Here is a 15,457-nt window from a genome sequence, read left to right as displayed (position 1 = left end):
ACTGATAAAAATCGGCGCCGGCCGATTCTAAAGGCGCGGCCGATGATAACAGCATTGCTGCTTATTTATCCCCGGCGGCTTGCCCGCAACGGTAGTAGCGAAGAGACTGGCCATCATGCAAAACGCGCGTAAACACCCGGGCCAGATCGGCCCGCCTGACAAAGAGTTCTTCCTCCCGGAACTGTGCCTGCCCCAGGCGTTGCTGATACTGGTGGTGCTGGCAGAGCTGCTGGTCTTTGTGCTTGTGCTCATTGAACCGATGCGGCCAGAGTTCGACTGGGTGCGGCTGGCGCTGATATCCCTGTTCGTGCAGTGGATAGTTTTGCTTTCCGCCGCGCTGTTATGCGGCTTACGGCCATGGCTGGCCCGGTTGCGTCCTGGGGTGGCGGGCTCCGTGGGTTGTCTGCTGGTCGTCGCAGTGACGCTGCTGTGCACCGCGGTGACTGACTACTGCCAAGTCAATGCCGCGACCTCGTTGGGTGGCGTCATCGAGCGGTATCTGCGTTATGCCCTGATCGCCCTGATCATGTCTGCGCTGATGCTGCGTTATTTTTATCTGCAAAGTCAGTGGCGCAAGCAGCAACAGGCCGAACTTCAGGCTCGGATTGAGTCCTTGCAGGCGCGTATTCGTCCGCACTTCCTGTTCAACACGCTTAACAGTATCGCCAGCCTGGTCACCACCGACCCGCATAAGGCGGAGCAAGCCGTGCTCGATCTGTCGGACCTGTTTCGGGCCAGTCTGGGTAAGCCCGGCAGCCTGACTACGTGGCGCGAAGAGCTTGAATTGGCAAAACGCTATTTATCGATTGAGCAATATCGACTTGGAGAGCGTCTACAGATGGACTGGGCCGTAAGTGCAATTCCCGACGACTTGCCAATTCCCCAGCTAACCTTGCAGCCATTGTTGGAAAACGCATTGATTTACGGCATCGCGCCCCGTGTTGAAGGCGGCGTGGTCAGGGTCGAGGCGGACTACGAAGGGGGAGTATTCACATTGCGCGTCAGTAATCCTTACGATGAGGCCGCCTTACGGCAAAACTCAAGCGGCACTCAGCAGGCCTTGGCCAACATCGGCGCTCGACTCACGGCACTTTTCGGTCCCCTCGCCAGTCTGAGCGTGGAGCGCCGAGACGGTCGTCACTTCACCTGTCTACGCTATCCTTGTGCGAGACTCACGCAGGAAGCCAGAGCTATATGAATGTCCTGATCGTTGATGATGAACCCCTAGCCCGAGACCGCTTGAGCCGCATGGTAAGCGAGCTTGAGGGCTACAAGGTTCTTGAACCCAGCGCCACAAATGGCGAAGAAGCCTTGCAGCTGATTGAAAATTTGAAACCCGACGTGGTGTTGCTGGATATCCGCATGCCTGGCCTGGACGGTCTCCAGGTCGCGGCTAAATTGTGCGAGCGCGACGCCCCACCCGCAGTGGTGTTCTGTACCGCGCACGATGAGTTCGCGCTTGAAGCCTTCAAGGTGAGTGCCGTTGGTTACCTGGTCAAACCGGTTCGTCCCGAACACTTGCTCGAAGCATTGCGCAAGGCCGAGCGGCCTAATCGCGTGCAGCTCGCTGCCATGACCCGACCCGCCGCCGAGAGCGGTGCCGGTCCCCGGAGTCATATCAGCGCCAGAACCCGCAAGGGCATCGAACTGATCCCGCTGGCCGAAGTTATCTATTTCATTGCCGACCACAAGTACGTGACCTTGCGCCACGAGGGCGGCGAAGTGCTGTTGGATGAGCCACTCAAGGCGTTGGAGGACGAGTTCGGTGATCGCTTTGTACGCATTCACCGCAACGCGCTGGTAGCCCGGGAACGGATCGAACGCCTTCAGCGCACGCCGCTGGGTCACTTTCAGCTGTTCCTGAAAGGGCTTAATGGCGACGCATTGATTGTCAGCCGCAGGCATGTAGCGGGTGTGCGCAAGATGATGCAGCAGCTGTAAGCCACCTCGGCTGGGGCTTCTGGCAAGTCAGGCAGGCGACACGCCGTCGCATGGCGTCCGTGGATCGATTGAGATCATGATGCGCGCAGATTGAATACAGTCATTCGGCCCGAACTGGTCGAGCTGTTATTATTCGCCGCATTCACTCAGTACGGACCGGTTCATGTCTTCTCGCGAAATCCGCATCGCCACTCGCAAAAGTGCCCTGGCCCTCTGGCAGGCCGAGTACGTCAAGGCCCGCCTGGAACAGGCGCATCCCGGGCTGACAGTGACGCTGGTGCCGATGGTGAGTCGCGGCGATAAACTGCTGGACTCGCCGCTTTCGAAAATCGGCGGCAAGGGTCTTTTCGTCAAAGAACTGGAAACTGCTCTGATCGAGCATGAGGCCGACATCGCCGTTCACTCGATGAAAGACGTGCCGATGGATTTCCCCCAGGGTCTCGGCCTTTTTTGCATCTGCGAGCGCGAAGACCCGCGTGACGCGTTCGTTTCCAATAACTATTCCAGTCTCGCCGAGTTGCCCGCCGGATCCGTAGTGGGCACGTCCAGCCTGCGTCGTCAGGCTCAGCTGCTAGCCCGTCGCCCGGACCTGAAAATCCAGTTTCTGCGCGGCAACGTCAACACCCGTCTGGCCAAGCTGGATGCCGGGGAGTACGACGCGATCATCCTCGCCGCCGCCGGCCTGATTCGTTTGGGCTTTGAAGACCGCATCACTGCACCCATCAGCGTCGAGCACAGCTTGCCCGCAGGCGGGCAGGGCGCAGTAGGCATAGAGTGCCGCAGCGTCGATATCGAGCTTCATGCCTTGCTTGCACCGCTGCACCATGACGACACTGCTGTGCGAGTCACGGCAGAGCGTGCGCTCAACAAGCATCTGAATGGTGGCTGCCAGGTCCCCATTGCCTGCTATTCAGTGCTGGAGGGTGATCAACTCTGGCTGCGGGGTCTGGTAGGCGACCCTTCCGGCGCGTTGCTGTTGCACGCTGAAGCGCGTGCACCCCAGGTCGACGCCCAGGCACTTGGCGTCCAGGTGGCCGAAGCGCTGCTGGCCCAAGGCGCGGCGAAGATTCTCAAAGCGGTGTATGGCGAGGCTGACGAGGCGTGAAAGGCTGGCGCTTGCTGCTGACGCGTCCGGTGGATGAATCTCGGGCGCTTGCGTTAACGCTGGCGGAAGTTGGCGTGTACAGCGCAAGTCTTCCATTGCTGGAGATCGAGCCTCTGCCAGTGTCGGAGGCCAGTCGCTCAATCGTTTATGACCTCGCTGCGTACTGCGCCGTCATCGTCGTCAGCAAACCTGCTGCGCGTTTAGGGCTGGCGATGGTTGACGAGGTCTGGCCGCAACCGCCGATGCAAAAGTGGTTCACCGTCGGCGCTGCCACTGCGCAAATTCTCGATGACTATGGCCTGCAGGTGTTCTTTCCTGAGCACGGCGACGACAGCGAGGCGTTGCTGGAGCTTCCGCAGTTTCAAGAAGCCGTGTCTGGCTATGATCCCAGAGTGTTGATTATGCGCGGTGAAGGCGGGCGCGAGTTGCTTGCCGAACGACTACGTGCACAGGGTGTGAGGGTTGATTACCTCCCGCTTTACCGTCGCAACCTGCCGCAATACCCGGCTTTCGCGCTCTCTGAGAAGGTACAAGCGGAACGCTTGAATGGGCTGGTGGTCAGCAGTGGACAGGGTTTTGAGCATCTGCGTGAGTTGGCCGGCGCCGCTTGGCCTACGCTTGCGCAGATACCGTTATTTGTACCAAGCCCCCGGGTCGCTGAAATCGCGCGTGCCGCCGGGGCGCCTACCGTAGTGGACTGCCGCGGTGCAAGCGCTGCGGCCTTGCTGACAGCATTGCGCCAACACGCCGCGCCTGCCTTACAGGCGTAATGGTCGATCAGTCGGATTACGCGACGCCTAAATGCAAAGGATGGATACGTGAGCGAAACAGTCTTGCCAAAAGATGACGTTGAACCGGTACTGGCCCAATCTGGCCCGTTGCCGGATCCAGCGTACAAAGAACCGTCGAATCGCCGCAGCAGTAACGGGCTGGCCATATTGGCCCTGTTGCTGGGCGCTGCCGGCGTTGCCGTTGGCGGCTGGAGCGTTTGGCAATTGCGCGCCATTCAAGCCGGGCATGAGGAGCAATCCGGTCAGCTGCAGGACATCGGCTCCCAGACCCAGGCGCTCAAGCAGAGTGAGCAGCAAATCGCCGCGCGCCTTGCACAACTGCCCGCTGCCGACGAGCTGGAGGACCGCCGCCGCCTTGTTACCCAGTTGCAAGGGGATCAGCAGCGCCTGAGCCAGCGTGTGGAAACCGTCCTGGGCGCCAGCCGCAAGGATTGGCGTCTGGCCGAGGCCGAGCACTTGTTGCGTCTTGCCAGCTTGAGGTTGTCTGCGCTGCAAGACATCAACAGTGCTGCGGCACTGGTTCAGGGCGCTGATGAAATCCTGCGTGAGCAGGACGACCCCGCCGCATACGCAGCCCGCGAACAGCTGGCCAAGAGTCTGACCGCGCTGCGCAGCGTCGATCAGCCGGATCGCACGGGGCTGTTCCTTCAGCTGGCCGCGGTGCGCGAACAAGTCGCGCAGCTCAACGAGCTCGCGCCGGAATACAAGGACAAGGGCGACTCGCTGTTCGGTTTGACCGACGGCAGCGAGGACAACTATTGGGCCAAGTGGTGGGACAAGATCTCCCAGTACGTGCGTATCGACTTCCATGCCGACAAGAATATTCGACCATTGCTGGCTGGTCAGAGCCTGACGCAGGTACGTCTGGCGTTGAGTCTTGCGCTCGAACAGGCGCAGTGGGCAGCGCTTAACGGTCAAGGCCCGGTGTATGACAAGGCCATGGCTGAAGCGCGAAGTGTTCTGGACGACAATTTCAATCGAGATAACCAGCAGAGCAAAGCGCTTGGCCAGCTTCTGGACGAGCTCGGCAAGCAGCCGGTTTCGGTGGCAACGCCTGACCTGACACAAAGTCTGGCTGCGGTTCAGGCGTATCTTGAGCAGCGTCATACGCCGGTCGGCGGCGCGCTGGAGAAGCGCACCGACGAGGCGCAGCCCGGGAAGCAGCCATGAAGCGCGCATACGTCGTTCTCTTCGTCCTGGTTGTGGCGGCTGCGCTGATCGGTGTCGCCATCTCGCGACATGCAGGCTATGTCCTGATCTCTTACGACGCCTTCCGCTACGAATCGAGCATTTGGGCTGCATTGGCGCTGCTGGTGGCGGTCCTGTTTATTCTGTGGCTGTTGCGCATGTTGATCGCGTTACTGACCACGTCCGGGGGCGTGGTGAATCCATGGTCACGGCGCAACCGAAGCCGCCGTGTGCAAAACGCAATCGAGCAGGGGCAGATGGATCTCGCCGAAGGGCGCTGGGCCAGTGCTCAGCGAAACTTGCACCGCGCTGCCGAAGCGGAACGCCAGCCTCTTTTGTATTACCTCGGCGCAGCCCGTGCCGCAAACGAGCAGGGCCGTTACGAGGACAGCGATAACCTGCTTGAACGTGCGCTGGAGCGTCAGCCTCACGCCGAACTGGCTATCGCGTTGAGCCACGCCCAACTGCAAGTGGATCGAGGTGATCTCGACGGGGCATTGGTCACGCTGCAAGCCATGCAGGAGCGCCATCCGCATAATCCGCAGGTGTTGCGCCAGCTGCAGCGGCTGTACCGCGAACGCGGCGAGTGGCATGAGTTGATTCGTCTGATGCCCGAGTTGCGTAAGGATAAAGTGCTCCCTGTGCAGGAACTGGCTGAACTGGAAAGGCGCGCATGGGGCGAAAATCTTTCGCTGGCGGCCTATCGTGTGTCTGACAGCGACACCGTCGGCGCCGGCCTACCCTCTCTGGAAAATGCCTGGCAGCAACTGACCTCGGCTCAACGTCAGGAGCCTGCACTGGTGCTGGCCTATGCCGAGCAACTGCGCCGGCTGGGCGCCGATGTGCAGGCCGAGGAAGTCCTGCGAACCGCCATTAAGCGCGATTACAACACCCATCTTGCGCGGCTGTACGGGCTGGTGCGCGGGGCCGACCCAGGCAAGCAGTTGCAAACGGCTGAAGGTTGGTTGAAAAATCACACCGATGACGCTGGCTTGTTGCTGACGCTCGGCCGGCTGTGCCTGCAGAGCAGTTTGTGGGGCAAGGCGCGCGATTACCTCGAATCCAGCCTAAGGCTGCAGCGTAACCCGGAGGCGTGCGCCGAGTTGGCGCGTCTGCTTGCACAATTGGGCGAGACCGATCGCAGCAATCAGCTGTTTCAGGAAGGTTTGGGTCTGCTGGATGAGCGTTTGCTTGCCCGTCCTCTTCCGGCGCTGTCACGTGTTTAGCTAGAAGTCATAACTAGACCCGAGAGGCCCGAATGCGGGCCTTTCGTTTATCTGATTCGTCGGCGTCTGTAGGACGATTCTGAGCATGTTGTGGTTTGTTGGTGGATTCTTCGCACACCGGGAATAACGTCCTAAACACGTTGTCAGTGTTTACCTACGCAAACGGAGAAATATCCTCCATTGGGTGCCTTGAAAGCGACTCGCGCTTTCCTCTACCGTAGCCGCCTTCGTCTTTTGTTACGGATCTTCCATGCAGCTGGCTCGTACACGCTCCCTGTTCTCCCTAGCGTTTCTAGCCTGTGCATCAATGGTGGGAGCAGCGGTCTATCTCGGCTTTGTGATTGATGCGGCGCCGTGCCCGATGTGTCTGATTCAGCGCGTGCTGATGGCTTTGTCAGCGACCGTCTGCCTGTTCGCTGCGCTGCATGCGCCGGGCAGGAGAGGCTGGCGGGTCTACGCGGGCATTCTTTTACTGTTTTCTGCTTTGGGCGCTGGTGTTGCGGCGCGGCAGGTGTGGCTACAGGCCTCGCCGCCAGAGAACATGGCTGCATGTCTTGAAAACCTTCACTACCTGCTGGAAACGCAAACCTACCTGAAGGTTCTGGCGATGGTTTTGGCCGGAAGTGCAGGGTGCTCCGAAATCAATTGGTCCCTGTTCGGGATCAGCCTGCCGGAATGGAGTTTGCTGGCGTTTTCGGGTTTATGCCTGTTTGCGCTGTATTACCTGTTTATCGAATTTCGCCGCTTCAGATCAATGGATGTGGGGACTTCGGATTAAACGCTTGTATGAACTTTATGTCCTGCGTACCTTGATGGGCTAGTCATGCGGGCATAATCTGGGCCGCACGCATCATCGGATAATTGCTGCTGTCGACGTTTTTCGGATCTGCCAACACAAGCTCGGTCTGATCTGAAGCGCTTCAAGCGGCAGGCCCCTGAAGGGAAGAGAGAACATCATGCTGGAAAGTTGTCAGAACGCTCAGGAACGTTGGGGTGGGGTTCACAAGCTGATCGACCGCTGGTTGCAGGATCGCAACGAGCTGATCACGGCCTACGACACCCTGGGAGCAGAACCGGGAGCGTTCTCCGAGAAGCGCGCGCCTTTGCAGGAGTTCTGCGGCACATTGGTCGACTACGTTTCTGCCGGTCATTTCGAGATCTACGAGCAGCTGACCAGCGAGGCCAAGGCGTTTCATAATCAGCGCGGTCTTGAGCTTGCCGATACGCTTTATCCGCGTATCGATGTCATCACCGAGAAGCTGCTGGCATTCAATGACCTCTGCGACGAAGGCAAATGCGTCGCCGAGAAATTCAAGGAATTGGGCGGCTTGCTGCATGAGCGTTTCGAACTCGAAGACTGCCTCATTGAAGTGCTGCATACCGCACACAAGGAACAGGTTGCAGCGCAGGCCTGATCACTGTGACAGACAAAAAAGGGTGCCCTTGGGCACCCTTTTTTATTGCTTCAAATGTGCGTGTCGAACTGAGTTTGACCTTGGCCTGCGGTTTTACTGCGACACCGCCAGCAGCTCGATCTCAAATACCAGTGGCGTATAGGGGTCGATGAGATCACCTGCGCCTTCTGCGCCGTAGGCCTGCGCCGAAGGGATGACCAGACGCCATTTGGCACCTACCGGCATGTCGACCAGCGCGGTTGTCCATCCTGCGATGACGCTGTCCAGGCGGAACCATTGAGGCTGCTGGCTCTGATCGAAGATGGTCCCGTCAGGCAGGCGGCCGACGTACTTCACCTGCACGCGGCCATTGACGTCAGGTTTCGGGCCATTGCCCGGCGTTAGCTCCGTCATCAGGATGCCGTCGGCCAACTGGCGAACACCCGGTTTGGCCTTCTCGACGTCCATGAATTTTCGCTCGTCCTTCAATGCGGCTTCGGTCTGAGGCTGGGTTTGGCCGGCGCTCTCGGCCTGGGCAAGTGCAGCGTCGTGGTCGCTCAGGATCTGCTCCATGCGCTCCTGCTTGATCGCCAGCGGCTTGCCTTGATACGCCTGCTGCAACGCCTCAACCAACGCAGGCAGTTGCAGGTCAGGAGCCTCCTGACGCAGCCGTTCCCCCAGGCTTGCGCCAAGGCTGTAGGAAAGGTCGTGGGTGTTGTCGGATGCCGGAGCATCGGTCGCGCGGGCAAGGGGTACCAAGAGGAACAACGACATTAACAGGTAGCGCGACATGAATGCTCTCCGGCCTGGGAAGTGGCGATTATGCCAGCGCTGAGGCCCGAGCGTGACGGGTTTTGCCGCGTTTTTCCCCGCAATGCAACAGCGTAAGGTTCGTAGTATCAAGATGCCCTAGCGGCGGTGCAGGCGGAGGTCTAGTATGGCCGCACTCAAATCAGCCAGGAGGTAAGTCATGTCGGCCACCAAGAAGCCAGTAAACACTCCGTTGCATTTGCTCCAACAGCTTTCGGGCAGCCTGCTCGAACACCTTGAAAACGCCTGCTCGCAAGCGTTGGCTGATGCGGAAAAACTGCTCGCCAAGCTTGAAAAACAACGTGGCAAGGCACAGGAAAAGCTGCACAAGTCACGCACTAAAATGCAGGACGCTGCCGCCGCTGGCAAAGCCAAGGCGCAAGGCAAAGCCAAAGACAGCGTGGCCGAACTCGAATCTTTGCTCGACGCTTTGAAGGATCGTCAGACCGAAACCCGCAGCTACATTCTGAACCTCAAGCGTGACGCCCAAGAAAGCCTGAAGCTGGCACAAGGCATCGGCCGCGTGAAGGAAGCCGTTGGCAAAGCGCTGAACGACCGCGCCGCAAAACCGGCACTTCAAGCAACAGCTGCCAAGGCCATTGCGGAACCAACAGCCGCCAAAGCTGCAACCAAAGCGGCTGCAGCCAAACCTGTCGCGAAAGCACCGGTAAAAGCCGTTGCTGAGAAAACCGTGGCCAAGGTGACCGCTAAAACCGTGGCGAAACCTGCAGCCATCAAGGCTCCTGCTGCCAAGCCATCCGTCAGCGCTGCAAGCAAACCTGCCGCCAAGCCGGCTGCGGCAAAGCCGGCACCCAAGACGACTGCTGTCAAACCCGCCGCCGCTAAACCCGCTGCCGCTAAACCAGTCGTTGCGAAAGCCGCCGGCAAACCTGCGCCGGCCAAGTCGCCTGCTGCCAAACCTGCCGCCACTCCCAAGCCTGCGCTAAAAGCTGCGGCACCCAAGCCTGCCGGCGCGAAGGCTGCAAAACCCGCTGCCAAGCCTGCGGCCACTGTTACAGCCAAGGCAGAGGCGCCAGCGTCTGCTGCTTCGACAGTTTCGGGCGCCGACTCAACGTCGAACACCGCGTCCTAAGCGATCTCGGTCCCGGCGCGGAGCAGAACCTGCAACGCGTCGGGGCTGGCCTTGGCTGCGGCTCCCGCCAGCGCCTCCAACCATTCGCTCGAAGGCGGTGCTTCACGCTCTGGCCAATCCCTGGTCAACCGCTGCAGTCGCACCAGCAGCTCGCGTTCGGCATCAAGCTCCAACGTTTTGAGCCTGTCGCGCAGCGCTGTCAGTTCTTCATCTGCAGTCGCGGCCTCCTTCCACCGTGTGCGAACGTCTCTTATCGGCCCCACCACTTGTTCATGCCAGGGGTCGGCCAATTGTCCGATTTGTTGCGCACCCTGTGGGTCGAACAGCACGCCGCGTCGATCCATCCAGACGCCGCACAGCAGTGCACAGACGTTGGCGCCGTCTGCCTGAAGGCTAAGGCAGGCCTGCTCAACGCCTGGGCGGGCGTAAAAATCAAGGGTGAAACTCCATAGGTCTGCAAGCATCGTCATCTACCTGTTTTGGGCGAAGCTGGTAGACTCCGCCGCCATCATGATCAGACTTCAAAGCCTTACCTTACAGCGTGGTCCGCAACGTCTGCTAGAAGACGCCGAGCTGACCCTGCACGCCGGCCAGAAAGCCGGCCTTATCGGCGCGAACGGCGCCGGCAAATCCAGCCTGTTCGCATTGCTGCGGGGTGAGTTGACCCCCGATAACGGCGATTGTCTGCTGCCTGCCGACTGGCGCATCGCGCACATGCGCCAGGAGGTCGACACGCTTGATCGCTTGGCGGTGGACTACGTCCTTGATGGTGACCTGCGCCTCCGTCAGGTGCAACAGGACCTCGCTGCCGCCGAAGCTGCGCAGGACGGTGCCGCACAGGCGCGTCTGCATTCGGAACTCGACAGCGCCGACGGCTATACCGCCGATGCCAGGGCGCGCAAGCTCCTGGCGGGGCTGGGGTTCACCAACGAGCAAATGGAGCGTCAGGTTGGCGACTTCTCCGGCGGCTGGCGTATGCGTCTGAATCTGGCGCAGGCATTGATGTGCCCGTCAGACCTGCTGTTGCTCGACGAGCCCACCAACCACTTGGATCTCGACGCCATTCTCTGGCTCGAAGACTGGCTCAAAAGCTATCAGGGTACGTTGCTGCTAATCTCTCACGACCGGGACTTTCTCGATGCAGTGGTCGATCATGTCGCTCACGTCGAGCAGAAAAAGATCACGCTTTATCGCGGCGGTTACAGCGCGTTCGAGCGCGCCCGTGCCGAGCGCCTCGCGCAGCAACAACAGGCGTATGACAAGCAGCAGGCTCAGCGCGCGCACATGGAGAAATTCATTACGCGCTTCAAGGCCCAGGCCACCAAAGCCAAGCAGGCTCAGAGCCGGATCAAGGCACTGGAGCGGATGGAAGAGCTGTCCGCGGCCCACGTCGATTCTCCGTTTGATTTCACCTTCCGTGAATCGAACAAAATCTCCAGTCCGCTGCTGGATATGTCTGACGCGCGGCTGGGGTATGGCGATAAAGCCGTCCTGCAGAAGGTCAAGCTGCAGCTAACGCCGGGAGCACGCATTGGCTTGCTGGGCCCGAACGGCGCCGGTAAATCTACGTTGATCAAGAACCTTGCCGGTGAGCTTGAACCACTGAGCGGCCGTATGGTGCGCGGCGAGAACACGGTGGTTGGCTACTTTGCCCAGCACCAGCTCGACTCGCTGGACGCCAAGGCCAGCCCACTGCTGCATCTGCAGCGCATTGCTCCTGCCGAGCGCGAGCAGGCGTTGCGTGATTTCCTCGGTGGTTTCGACTTCCGTGGTGCGCGCCTGGACGAGCCAGTGCTGAATTTCTCGGGCGGCGAGAAGGCAAGGCTGGCGTTGGCGCTGATTGCCTGGGACAAACCCAATCTGCTGCTGCTCGACGAACCCACCAACCACCTCGACCTGGAAATGCGTCTGGCCTTGACCATGGCGTTGCAAGAGTTCAGTGGTGCGGTGCTGGTGGTGTCTCACGATCGTCATTTGCTCAAAAGCACGACTGATAACTTCCTGCTGGTCGCCGACGGCGTTGTGCAGGAGTTTGACGGTGACCTGGATGATTATGCGCGTTGGCTGGTGGACTACCGGCTGCGCAATGCACCGGTCAGCAATACCCCGGTGAATGTCGACAAGACTGACAAAAAGGCTCAGCGTCAGCAGGCTGCGGCGTTGCGTCAGCAACTCGCCCCGCACAAGCGCGAAGCGGACAAGCTCGAAAAAGAGCTTGGCACACTGCACGAGAAACTGGCGAAGATCGAATCGGCACTGGGCGACAGTGGTATTTACGAAGCTGCCAACAAAGACAGGTTGCGCGACCTGCTTGCAGATCAGGCCAAGCTCAAATCCCGCGAATCCGAGCTTGAAGAAGCGTGGATGGAAGCATTGGAATTGCTTGAGTCCATGCAGGCAGAGCTGGAAGCGTTGTCCTGATGGAGTCACTGGCTTTACCCGTTCCGGCGTATTGGATCGAACCCATTCTTGTCGGCCTGCAGATCCTCTTGATTCTGCTGGTCGGCTACACGCTGCAGCGCGTGGTGGGCCGATTCCTGACCCGTCTGGCCGAACGCTATCCGCTCTTGCCTCCAGAGCTTTTGGTCATGCTGCGCGGTGGATTGCGCTGGTTGATCATGGGCACCGCTTTCGTTGCGGTGCTGGGTCGCCTGGGTGTATCAGCCTCTGTGCTCTGGGCTGCGTTGTCCGGCTTTGTCGCGGTGGCGGCCGTGGCGTTCTTCGCCTTGTGGAGCGTGTTGTCGAACCTGCTGTGCGCCGTCCTGATTTTTACCATGGGGCCGTTTCGCATCGGCGATGTGGTTGAGCTGGTCGACACCACTGACAAGCCGGGCATCAAGGGGCGCGTCACGGCGATCAACCTGATGTTCACCACATTGATCGAGCCTGCCGAGCTGGGTGGCACGCTTGTGCAGGTTCCCAACAGCCAGTTCTTCCAGAAATCCATCCGGCGCTGGCGCGGCAATGACGGTGCAGCGGTCATCTCGGCGCAGAAGCGTCTCGCTGAAACTACTCAACGCTGACAGACCGGAACAGCTGCCGGCCAAGCGGCCGCAACAGTCAGAAATGATTGGTTTTCGGCCCCCGGAAGCACTACGTTAGGGCCAGGATTACTGCCTGAGGTGCGTTATGTCGCTTGAAACATGGTTGGCCTTCCTGGCCGCCAGCTGGATCATCAGCCTTTCTCCAGGTGCAGGTGCCATCGCCTCCATGTCCAGCGGCCTGCAGTACGGATTCTGGCGTGGCTATTGGAATGCGCTGGGCTTGCAGATCGCCCTGGTCGCGCAAATTGCAGTGGTGGCCGCAGGGCTAGGCGCTGTGCTGGCGACCTCCGCAATAGCGTTCACGCTGATCAAGTGGTTTGGCGTCGCGTATCTGGTGTACCTGGGCGTCAAACAGTGGCGTGCCCTGCCGAGCGATCTGGCCGACGATTCGGCGGTGCGCCCTGTAGGCAAACCTCTGACGCTCGTGGCGCGAGGGTTTCTGGTGAACATCAGCAACCCCAAGGCGCTGGTGTTCATGCTGGCGGTCCTGCCGCAGTTCATTGACCCCCATCAGCCGCTGGTGCCGCAATATCTGATCATCGCGGCAACCATGGTCTGTGTGGACCTCATAGTCATGGCGGGCTATACGGGCCTTGCGTCCAAAGTGCTTCGGGTACTCAAGACCCCCAGGCAGCAGCGACGAATGAACCGCACCTTTGCCGGATTGTTCATCAGCGCGGCGGCGTTCCTTGCCACGTTGCACCGCGCTTGATCAACGCGCCGCTGAGCATGAAATCTACCTGCGCATTGCCAGCGCTTCCTGGCGAACGCCGATCTCGCTGTTACTGAGTGAGACTGGCTCAGGTAAAAAGCGCCGGGGCTGGTACCGCTTAATTCATATTCCGAAGCTGGAGTTACCTATGCGCGTCTGGATTGATGCCGACGCCTGCCCAAAGGCGGCCAAAGACTTGGTCATCAAGTTCGCCCTCAAACGCAAGTTCGAGGTCGTGTTAGTGGCAGGGCAAAGTCAAATCAAGCCCAGCCTGAGTCTGGTCAAACTGATCGTTGTGCCCAGCGGTCCGGACGCGGCCGATGATTATCTGGTCGAGCATGCCGTACCGGGTGAGTTGGTTATCTGCAGCGACGTGCCGCTGGCAGATCGGCTGGTCAAGAACGGCGTGGCAGCGCTTGATCCGCGGGGTAAGGAATTTGATGCCCAGAACATGGGCCAGCGCCTGGCGATGCGTAATCTTTTTACCGATCTGCGTGAGCAGGGCCAGGCGAGCGGCGGGCAGGGCGCGTATGGCGAGCGTGAGAAGCAGGCATTCGCCAATTGTCTGGACCGGATTCTGACGCGCCTGGCCCGGGAGTTCGCCCAACCTGCCGTGGAGTCTCCGCAGAACTGATGTGCGCAGGTTTTAGATGCCCGGCCTGCAAGCCTGCTTACGAGCGGCGCCCCTTGGCGGAAACCATAACGAGTCAGGCAGAAGCGCGTTCTTCGTTTTCCTGCACCAGTTCAAGTACACGATCCACCAGCTTGTTGATGCCGGATGCGGCGTCGCCAATAGACTTGGCAACCATATAAGCGGGCGTGCTGACCAACTTGCGATCCTTGTCCTCGACGATGTCGGTTACTTCACAGTCCTGATGAGTGCCGCCCATACGGGTGATGGCTGCCGCAGTGTCGACGTCGTTGCCAATCGTGCAAGTAACGCCCGGTCCGTAAATCTTCGCAGCCAATGCCGGGGACACGCAGATGAGCCCCACGGGCTTGCCAGCCGCAGCAAACGCCTCGGCCATCGCCAGCACTTCAGCCTGCACTTTGCAGCTGGCGCCCTGTGTGGCGAAGTTTGAAAGATTTTTCGCGGCTCCAAAGCCACCCGGGATTATCAGCGCATCGAATTCGGTCACGTCGGCCTCCCGAATATCCTCGATGGCGCCTCGGGCGATTCGCGCCGACTCGACCAGCACATTGCGCGCTTCCGGCATTTCTTCGCCGGTCAGGTGATTGACGACATGGTGCTGGGGGATGTTGGGTGCAAAGCACTTCACCAGAGCGCCGCGCTGATCAAGGCGCAGCAGCGTGAGGACGCTTTCATTAATCTCCGCGCCGTCGTAAACGCCGCAGCCAGAAAGAATTACGGCCACTTTTTTAGTCATTCATGTGTTCCTCTCTCGGGCGATCCGCCTGGACCGGTAAGCGGGCCAGCCGTGCGCTGATTGTCACTAGGCATGAACCTGGGACAACGTCTGCAGCGAATCTCTCCGGAAACATCGGCAGGCGCCGAGCCTTTACTCGTCTGGCGTGCTTTTGGTTTCCGCGTCGGCAGCGACTGCCAGCTTGGCTTCGCGAGCAACGCGAGCGTTCTTGATGCGGCGGCGTATCCAAAGCAGCACACCGATCACCAGCAGCGCGCCGAGCACCCACAGCTCGTACTTCTTGACGTTGCCCAGCAGGCCCTCAAGCACGGAGCCGAACTTGTACGCCGCGGCGCCAAGCGCTGCTGCCCACACAGCTGCGCCAATGCCGTTAAGTAACAGGTAGCGACCGGATGGGTACCCGGACAAGCCGATGGCCACGGGCATGACTGTACGCAACCCATAAACGAAGCGGAAACTCAGCACCCAGATGTCGGGGTGACGCCGGATATGCTCCAGCGCCCGGTCGCCCATCAATTGCCAGCGTGGCTTGCGAGCCAAGAGCTTGCGGCCATGTTTGCGTCCCATGAAATACCACAACTGATCGCCTGCGTAGCTGCCGAAAAAAGCCACGACCACGACAATGTTGATATCCATGTATCCGCGGAACGCAAGAAATCCGGCAAGCACCAAAATGGTCTCGCCTTCAAAAAAGGTCCCGAGGAAAAGGGCGAAATAGCCAAATTCTTGTAAAAAATGCTGGAGCATCATTTGGGTGCTGGCGAA

The 15,457-nt window shown here is 59.8% G+C and carries 17 protein-coding genes; 13 read left to right on the top strand and 4 right to left on the bottom strand.

Annotated features, from left to right (window positions below; all coding sequences use genetic code 11):
- Positions 1-115 precede the first annotated feature (115 nt).
- The 8 genes from LT42_RS19490 (at position 116) to LT42_RS19455 (ending at position 7,666) form a co-directional block, all read left to right on the top strand.
- Complete coding sequence (locus LT42_RS19490; protein ID WP_052075336.1) at positions 116-1,198, top strand: sensor histidine kinase; 1,083 nt, start codon at positions 116-118, stop codon at positions 1,196-1,198.
- Entirely contained in the window at positions 1,195-1,941 is a 747-nt protein-coding gene (locus LT42_RS19485; RefSeq protein ID WP_037016575.1) for a LytR/AlgR family response regulator transcription factor, read from the top strand. Before LT42_RS19490 ends, LT42_RS19485 begins: the two co-directional genes overlap by 4 nt.
- A 163-nt stretch (positions 1,942-2,104) precedes the next feature.
- Complete coding sequence (gene hemC / locus LT42_RS19480) at positions 2,105-3,046, top strand: hydroxymethylbilane synthase (RefSeq protein WP_037016572.1); 942 nt, start codon at positions 2,105-2,107, stop codon at positions 3,044-3,046.
- On the top strand, positions 3,043-3,816 hold the full coding sequence (locus tag LT42_RS26090) for a uroporphyrinogen-III synthase (protein ID WP_037016569.1): 774 nt from the start codon (positions 3,043-3,045) through the stop codon (positions 3,814-3,816). Before hemC ends, LT42_RS26090 begins: the two co-directional genes overlap by 4 nt.
- Before the next feature lie 48 nt (positions 3,817-3,864).
- Positions 3,865-5,007 carry a uroporphyrinogen-III C-methyltransferase gene (locus tag LT42_RS26085; protein ID WP_052075335.1) on the top strand — a complete coding sequence of 381 codons (1,143 nt, stop codon included), beginning with the start codon at positions 3,865-3,867 and terminating at the stop codon, positions 5,005-5,007.
- Positions 5,004-6,251, top strand: a complete 1,248-nt coding sequence (locus tag LT42_RS19465) for a heme biosynthesis protein HemY (RefSeq protein ID WP_037016567.1) — start codon at positions 5,004-5,006, stop codon at positions 6,249-6,251. Before LT42_RS26085 ends, LT42_RS19465 begins: the two co-directional genes overlap by 4 nt.
- 250 nt (positions 6,252-6,501) lie before the next feature.
- Positions 6,502-7,029 (top strand): disulfide bond formation protein B, encoded by a 528-nt coding sequence (locus tag LT42_RS19460; RefSeq protein WP_037016565.1) that lies wholly within the window; start codon positions 6,502-6,504, stop codon positions 7,027-7,029.
- 178 nt (positions 7,030-7,207) lie between these two features.
- Positions 7,208-7,666, top strand: coding sequence for an Rsd/AlgQ family anti-sigma factor (locus LT42_RS19455; RefSeq protein ID WP_037016562.1), 459 nt, complete (start codon positions 7,208-7,210; stop codon positions 7,664-7,666).
- A 93-nt stretch (positions 7,667-7,759) separates the two neighbouring features.
- Here LT42_RS19455 and LT42_RS19450 read toward each other — a convergent pair whose 3' ends face one another.
- A complete protein-coding gene (locus LT42_RS19450; protein ID WP_037016559.1) occupies positions 7,760-8,437 on the bottom strand; it encodes an FKBP-type peptidyl-prolyl cis-trans isomerase in 678 nt (225 codons plus the stop codon).
- 178 nt (positions 8,438-8,615) lie between these two features.
- Between LT42_RS19450 and LT42_RS19445 the strand changes: the two genes are divergently transcribed.
- Positions 8,616-9,548: an AlgP family protein gene (locus tag LT42_RS19445; protein WP_037016556.1), complete on the top strand. Its 933-nt coding sequence runs from the start codon at positions 8,616-8,618 to the stop codon at positions 9,546-9,548.
- Here the strand turns inward: LT42_RS19445 and LT42_RS19440 are convergent.
- Positions 9,545-10,012, bottom strand: a complete 468-nt coding sequence (locus tag LT42_RS19440) for a TIGR02444 family protein (protein WP_037016554.1) — start codon at positions 10,010-10,012, stop codon at positions 9,545-9,547. The two genes, LT42_RS19445 and LT42_RS19440, sit on opposite strands and share 4 nt — an antisense overlap.
- Before the next feature lie 46 nt (positions 10,013-10,058).
- Between LT42_RS19440 and LT42_RS19435 the strand changes: the two genes are divergently transcribed.
- The 4 genes from LT42_RS19435 to LT42_RS19420 all read left to right on the top strand — a co-directional run bounded on the left by LT42_RS19435 (position 10,059) and on the right by LT42_RS19420 (position 13,938).
- Positions 10,059-11,969: an ATP-binding cassette domain-containing protein gene (locus tag LT42_RS19435; protein WP_037016552.1), complete on the top strand. Its 1,911-nt coding sequence runs from the start codon at positions 10,059-10,061 to the stop codon at positions 11,967-11,969.
- The gene (locus LT42_RS19430) at positions 11,969-12,571 is read left to right on the top strand and encodes a mechanosensitive ion channel family protein (RefSeq protein ID WP_037016550.1); all 603 of its coding nucleotides are present in this window, start codon (positions 11,969-11,971) and stop codon (positions 12,569-12,571) included. Before LT42_RS19435 ends, LT42_RS19430 begins: the two co-directional genes overlap by 1 nt.
- Before the next feature lie 106 nt (positions 12,572-12,677).
- The gene (locus tag LT42_RS19425) at positions 12,678-13,304 is read left to right on the top strand and encodes a LysE family transporter (RefSeq protein WP_037016547.1); all 627 of its coding nucleotides are present in this window, start codon (positions 12,678-12,680) and stop codon (positions 13,302-13,304) included.
- Positions 13,305-13,452: 148 nt separating this feature from the next.
- Complete coding sequence (locus LT42_RS19420; protein ID WP_052075334.1) at positions 13,453-13,938, top strand: YaiI/YqxD family protein; 486 nt, start codon at positions 13,453-13,455, stop codon at positions 13,936-13,938.
- A gap of 73 nt (positions 13,939-14,011) precedes the next feature.
- Here the strand turns inward: LT42_RS19420 and elbB are convergent, their stop codons facing one another.
- Together elbB and LT42_RS19410 are read right to left on the bottom strand one after the other, a co-directional pair.
- The gene (elbB, locus tag LT42_RS19415; protein WP_037016546.1) at positions 14,012-14,692 is read right to left on the bottom strand and encodes an isoprenoid biosynthesis glyoxalase ElbB; all 681 of its coding nucleotides are present in this window, start codon (positions 14,690-14,692) and stop codon (positions 14,012-14,014) included.
- Positions 14,693-14,824: 132 nt separating this feature from the next.
- Complete coding sequence (locus LT42_RS19410; RefSeq protein WP_276209545.1) at positions 14,825-15,442, bottom strand: DedA family protein; 618 nt, start codon at positions 15,440-15,442, stop codon at positions 14,825-14,827.
- Between the last annotated feature and the right edge of the window lie 15 nt (positions 15,443-15,457).

The sequence above is a fragment of the Pseudomonas lutea genome, from assembly GCF_000759445.1.
GTDB classification, from domain to species: domain Bacteria; phylum Pseudomonadota; class Gammaproteobacteria; order Pseudomonadales; family Pseudomonadaceae; genus Aquipseudomonas; species Aquipseudomonas lutea.
This window is presented reverse-complemented; position numbering and strand designations above follow the sequence as displayed.

Coding starts and splice junctions, on each gene's coding strand:
- LT42_RS19440 (WP_037016554.1), bottom strand. CDS start 10,012: ATGCTTGCAGACCTATGGAGTTTCACCCTTGATTTTTACGCCCGCCCA.
- LT42_RS19485 (WP_037016575.1), top strand. CDS start 1,195: ATGAATGTCCTGATCGTTGATGATGAACCCCTAGCCCGAGACCGCTTG.
- elbB (WP_037016546.1), bottom strand. CDS start 14,692: ATGACTAAAAAAGTGGCCGTAATTCTTTCTGGCTGCGGCGTTTACGAC.
- LT42_RS19460 (WP_037016565.1), top strand. CDS start 6,502: ATGCAGCTGGCTCGTACACGCTCCCTGTTCTCCCTAGCGTTTCTAGCC.
- hemC (WP_037016572.1), top strand. CDS start 2,105: ATGTCTTCTCGCGAAATCCGCATCGCCACTCGCAAAAGTGCCCTGGCC.
- LT42_RS19455 (WP_037016562.1), top strand. CDS start 7,208: ATGCTGGAAAGTTGTCAGAACGCTCAGGAACGTTGGGGTGGGGTTCAC.
- LT42_RS19410 (WP_276209545.1), bottom strand. CDS start 15,442: ATGATGCTCCAGCATTTTTTACAAGAATTTGGCTATTTCGCCCTTTTC.
- LT42_RS19450 (WP_037016559.1), bottom strand. CDS start 8,437: ATGTCGCGCTACCTGTTAATGTCGTTGTTCCTCTTGGTACCCCTTGCC.
- LT42_RS19425 (WP_037016547.1), top strand. CDS start 12,678: ATGTCGCTTGAAACATGGTTGGCCTTCCTGGCCGCCAGCTGGATCATC.
- LT42_RS19430 (WP_037016550.1), top strand. CDS start 11,969: ATGGAGTCACTGGCTTTACCCGTTCCGGCGTATTGGATCGAACCCATT.
- LT42_RS19465 (WP_037016567.1), top strand. CDS start 5,004: ATGAAGCGCGCATACGTCGTTCTCTTCGTCCTGGTTGTGGCGGCTGCG.
- LT42_RS19420 (WP_052075334.1), top strand. CDS start 13,453: ATGCGCGTCTGGATTGATGCCGACGCCTGCCCAAAGGCGGCCAAAGAC.
- LT42_RS19445 (WP_037016556.1), top strand. CDS start 8,616: ATGTCGGCCACCAAGAAGCCAGTAAACACTCCGTTGCATTTGCTCCAA.
- LT42_RS19490 (WP_052075336.1), top strand. CDS start 116: ATGCAAAACGCGCGTAAACACCCGGGCCAGATCGGCCCGCCTGACAAA.
- LT42_RS19435 (WP_037016552.1), top strand. CDS start 10,059: ATGATCAGACTTCAAAGCCTTACCTTACAGCGTGGTCCGCAACGTCTG.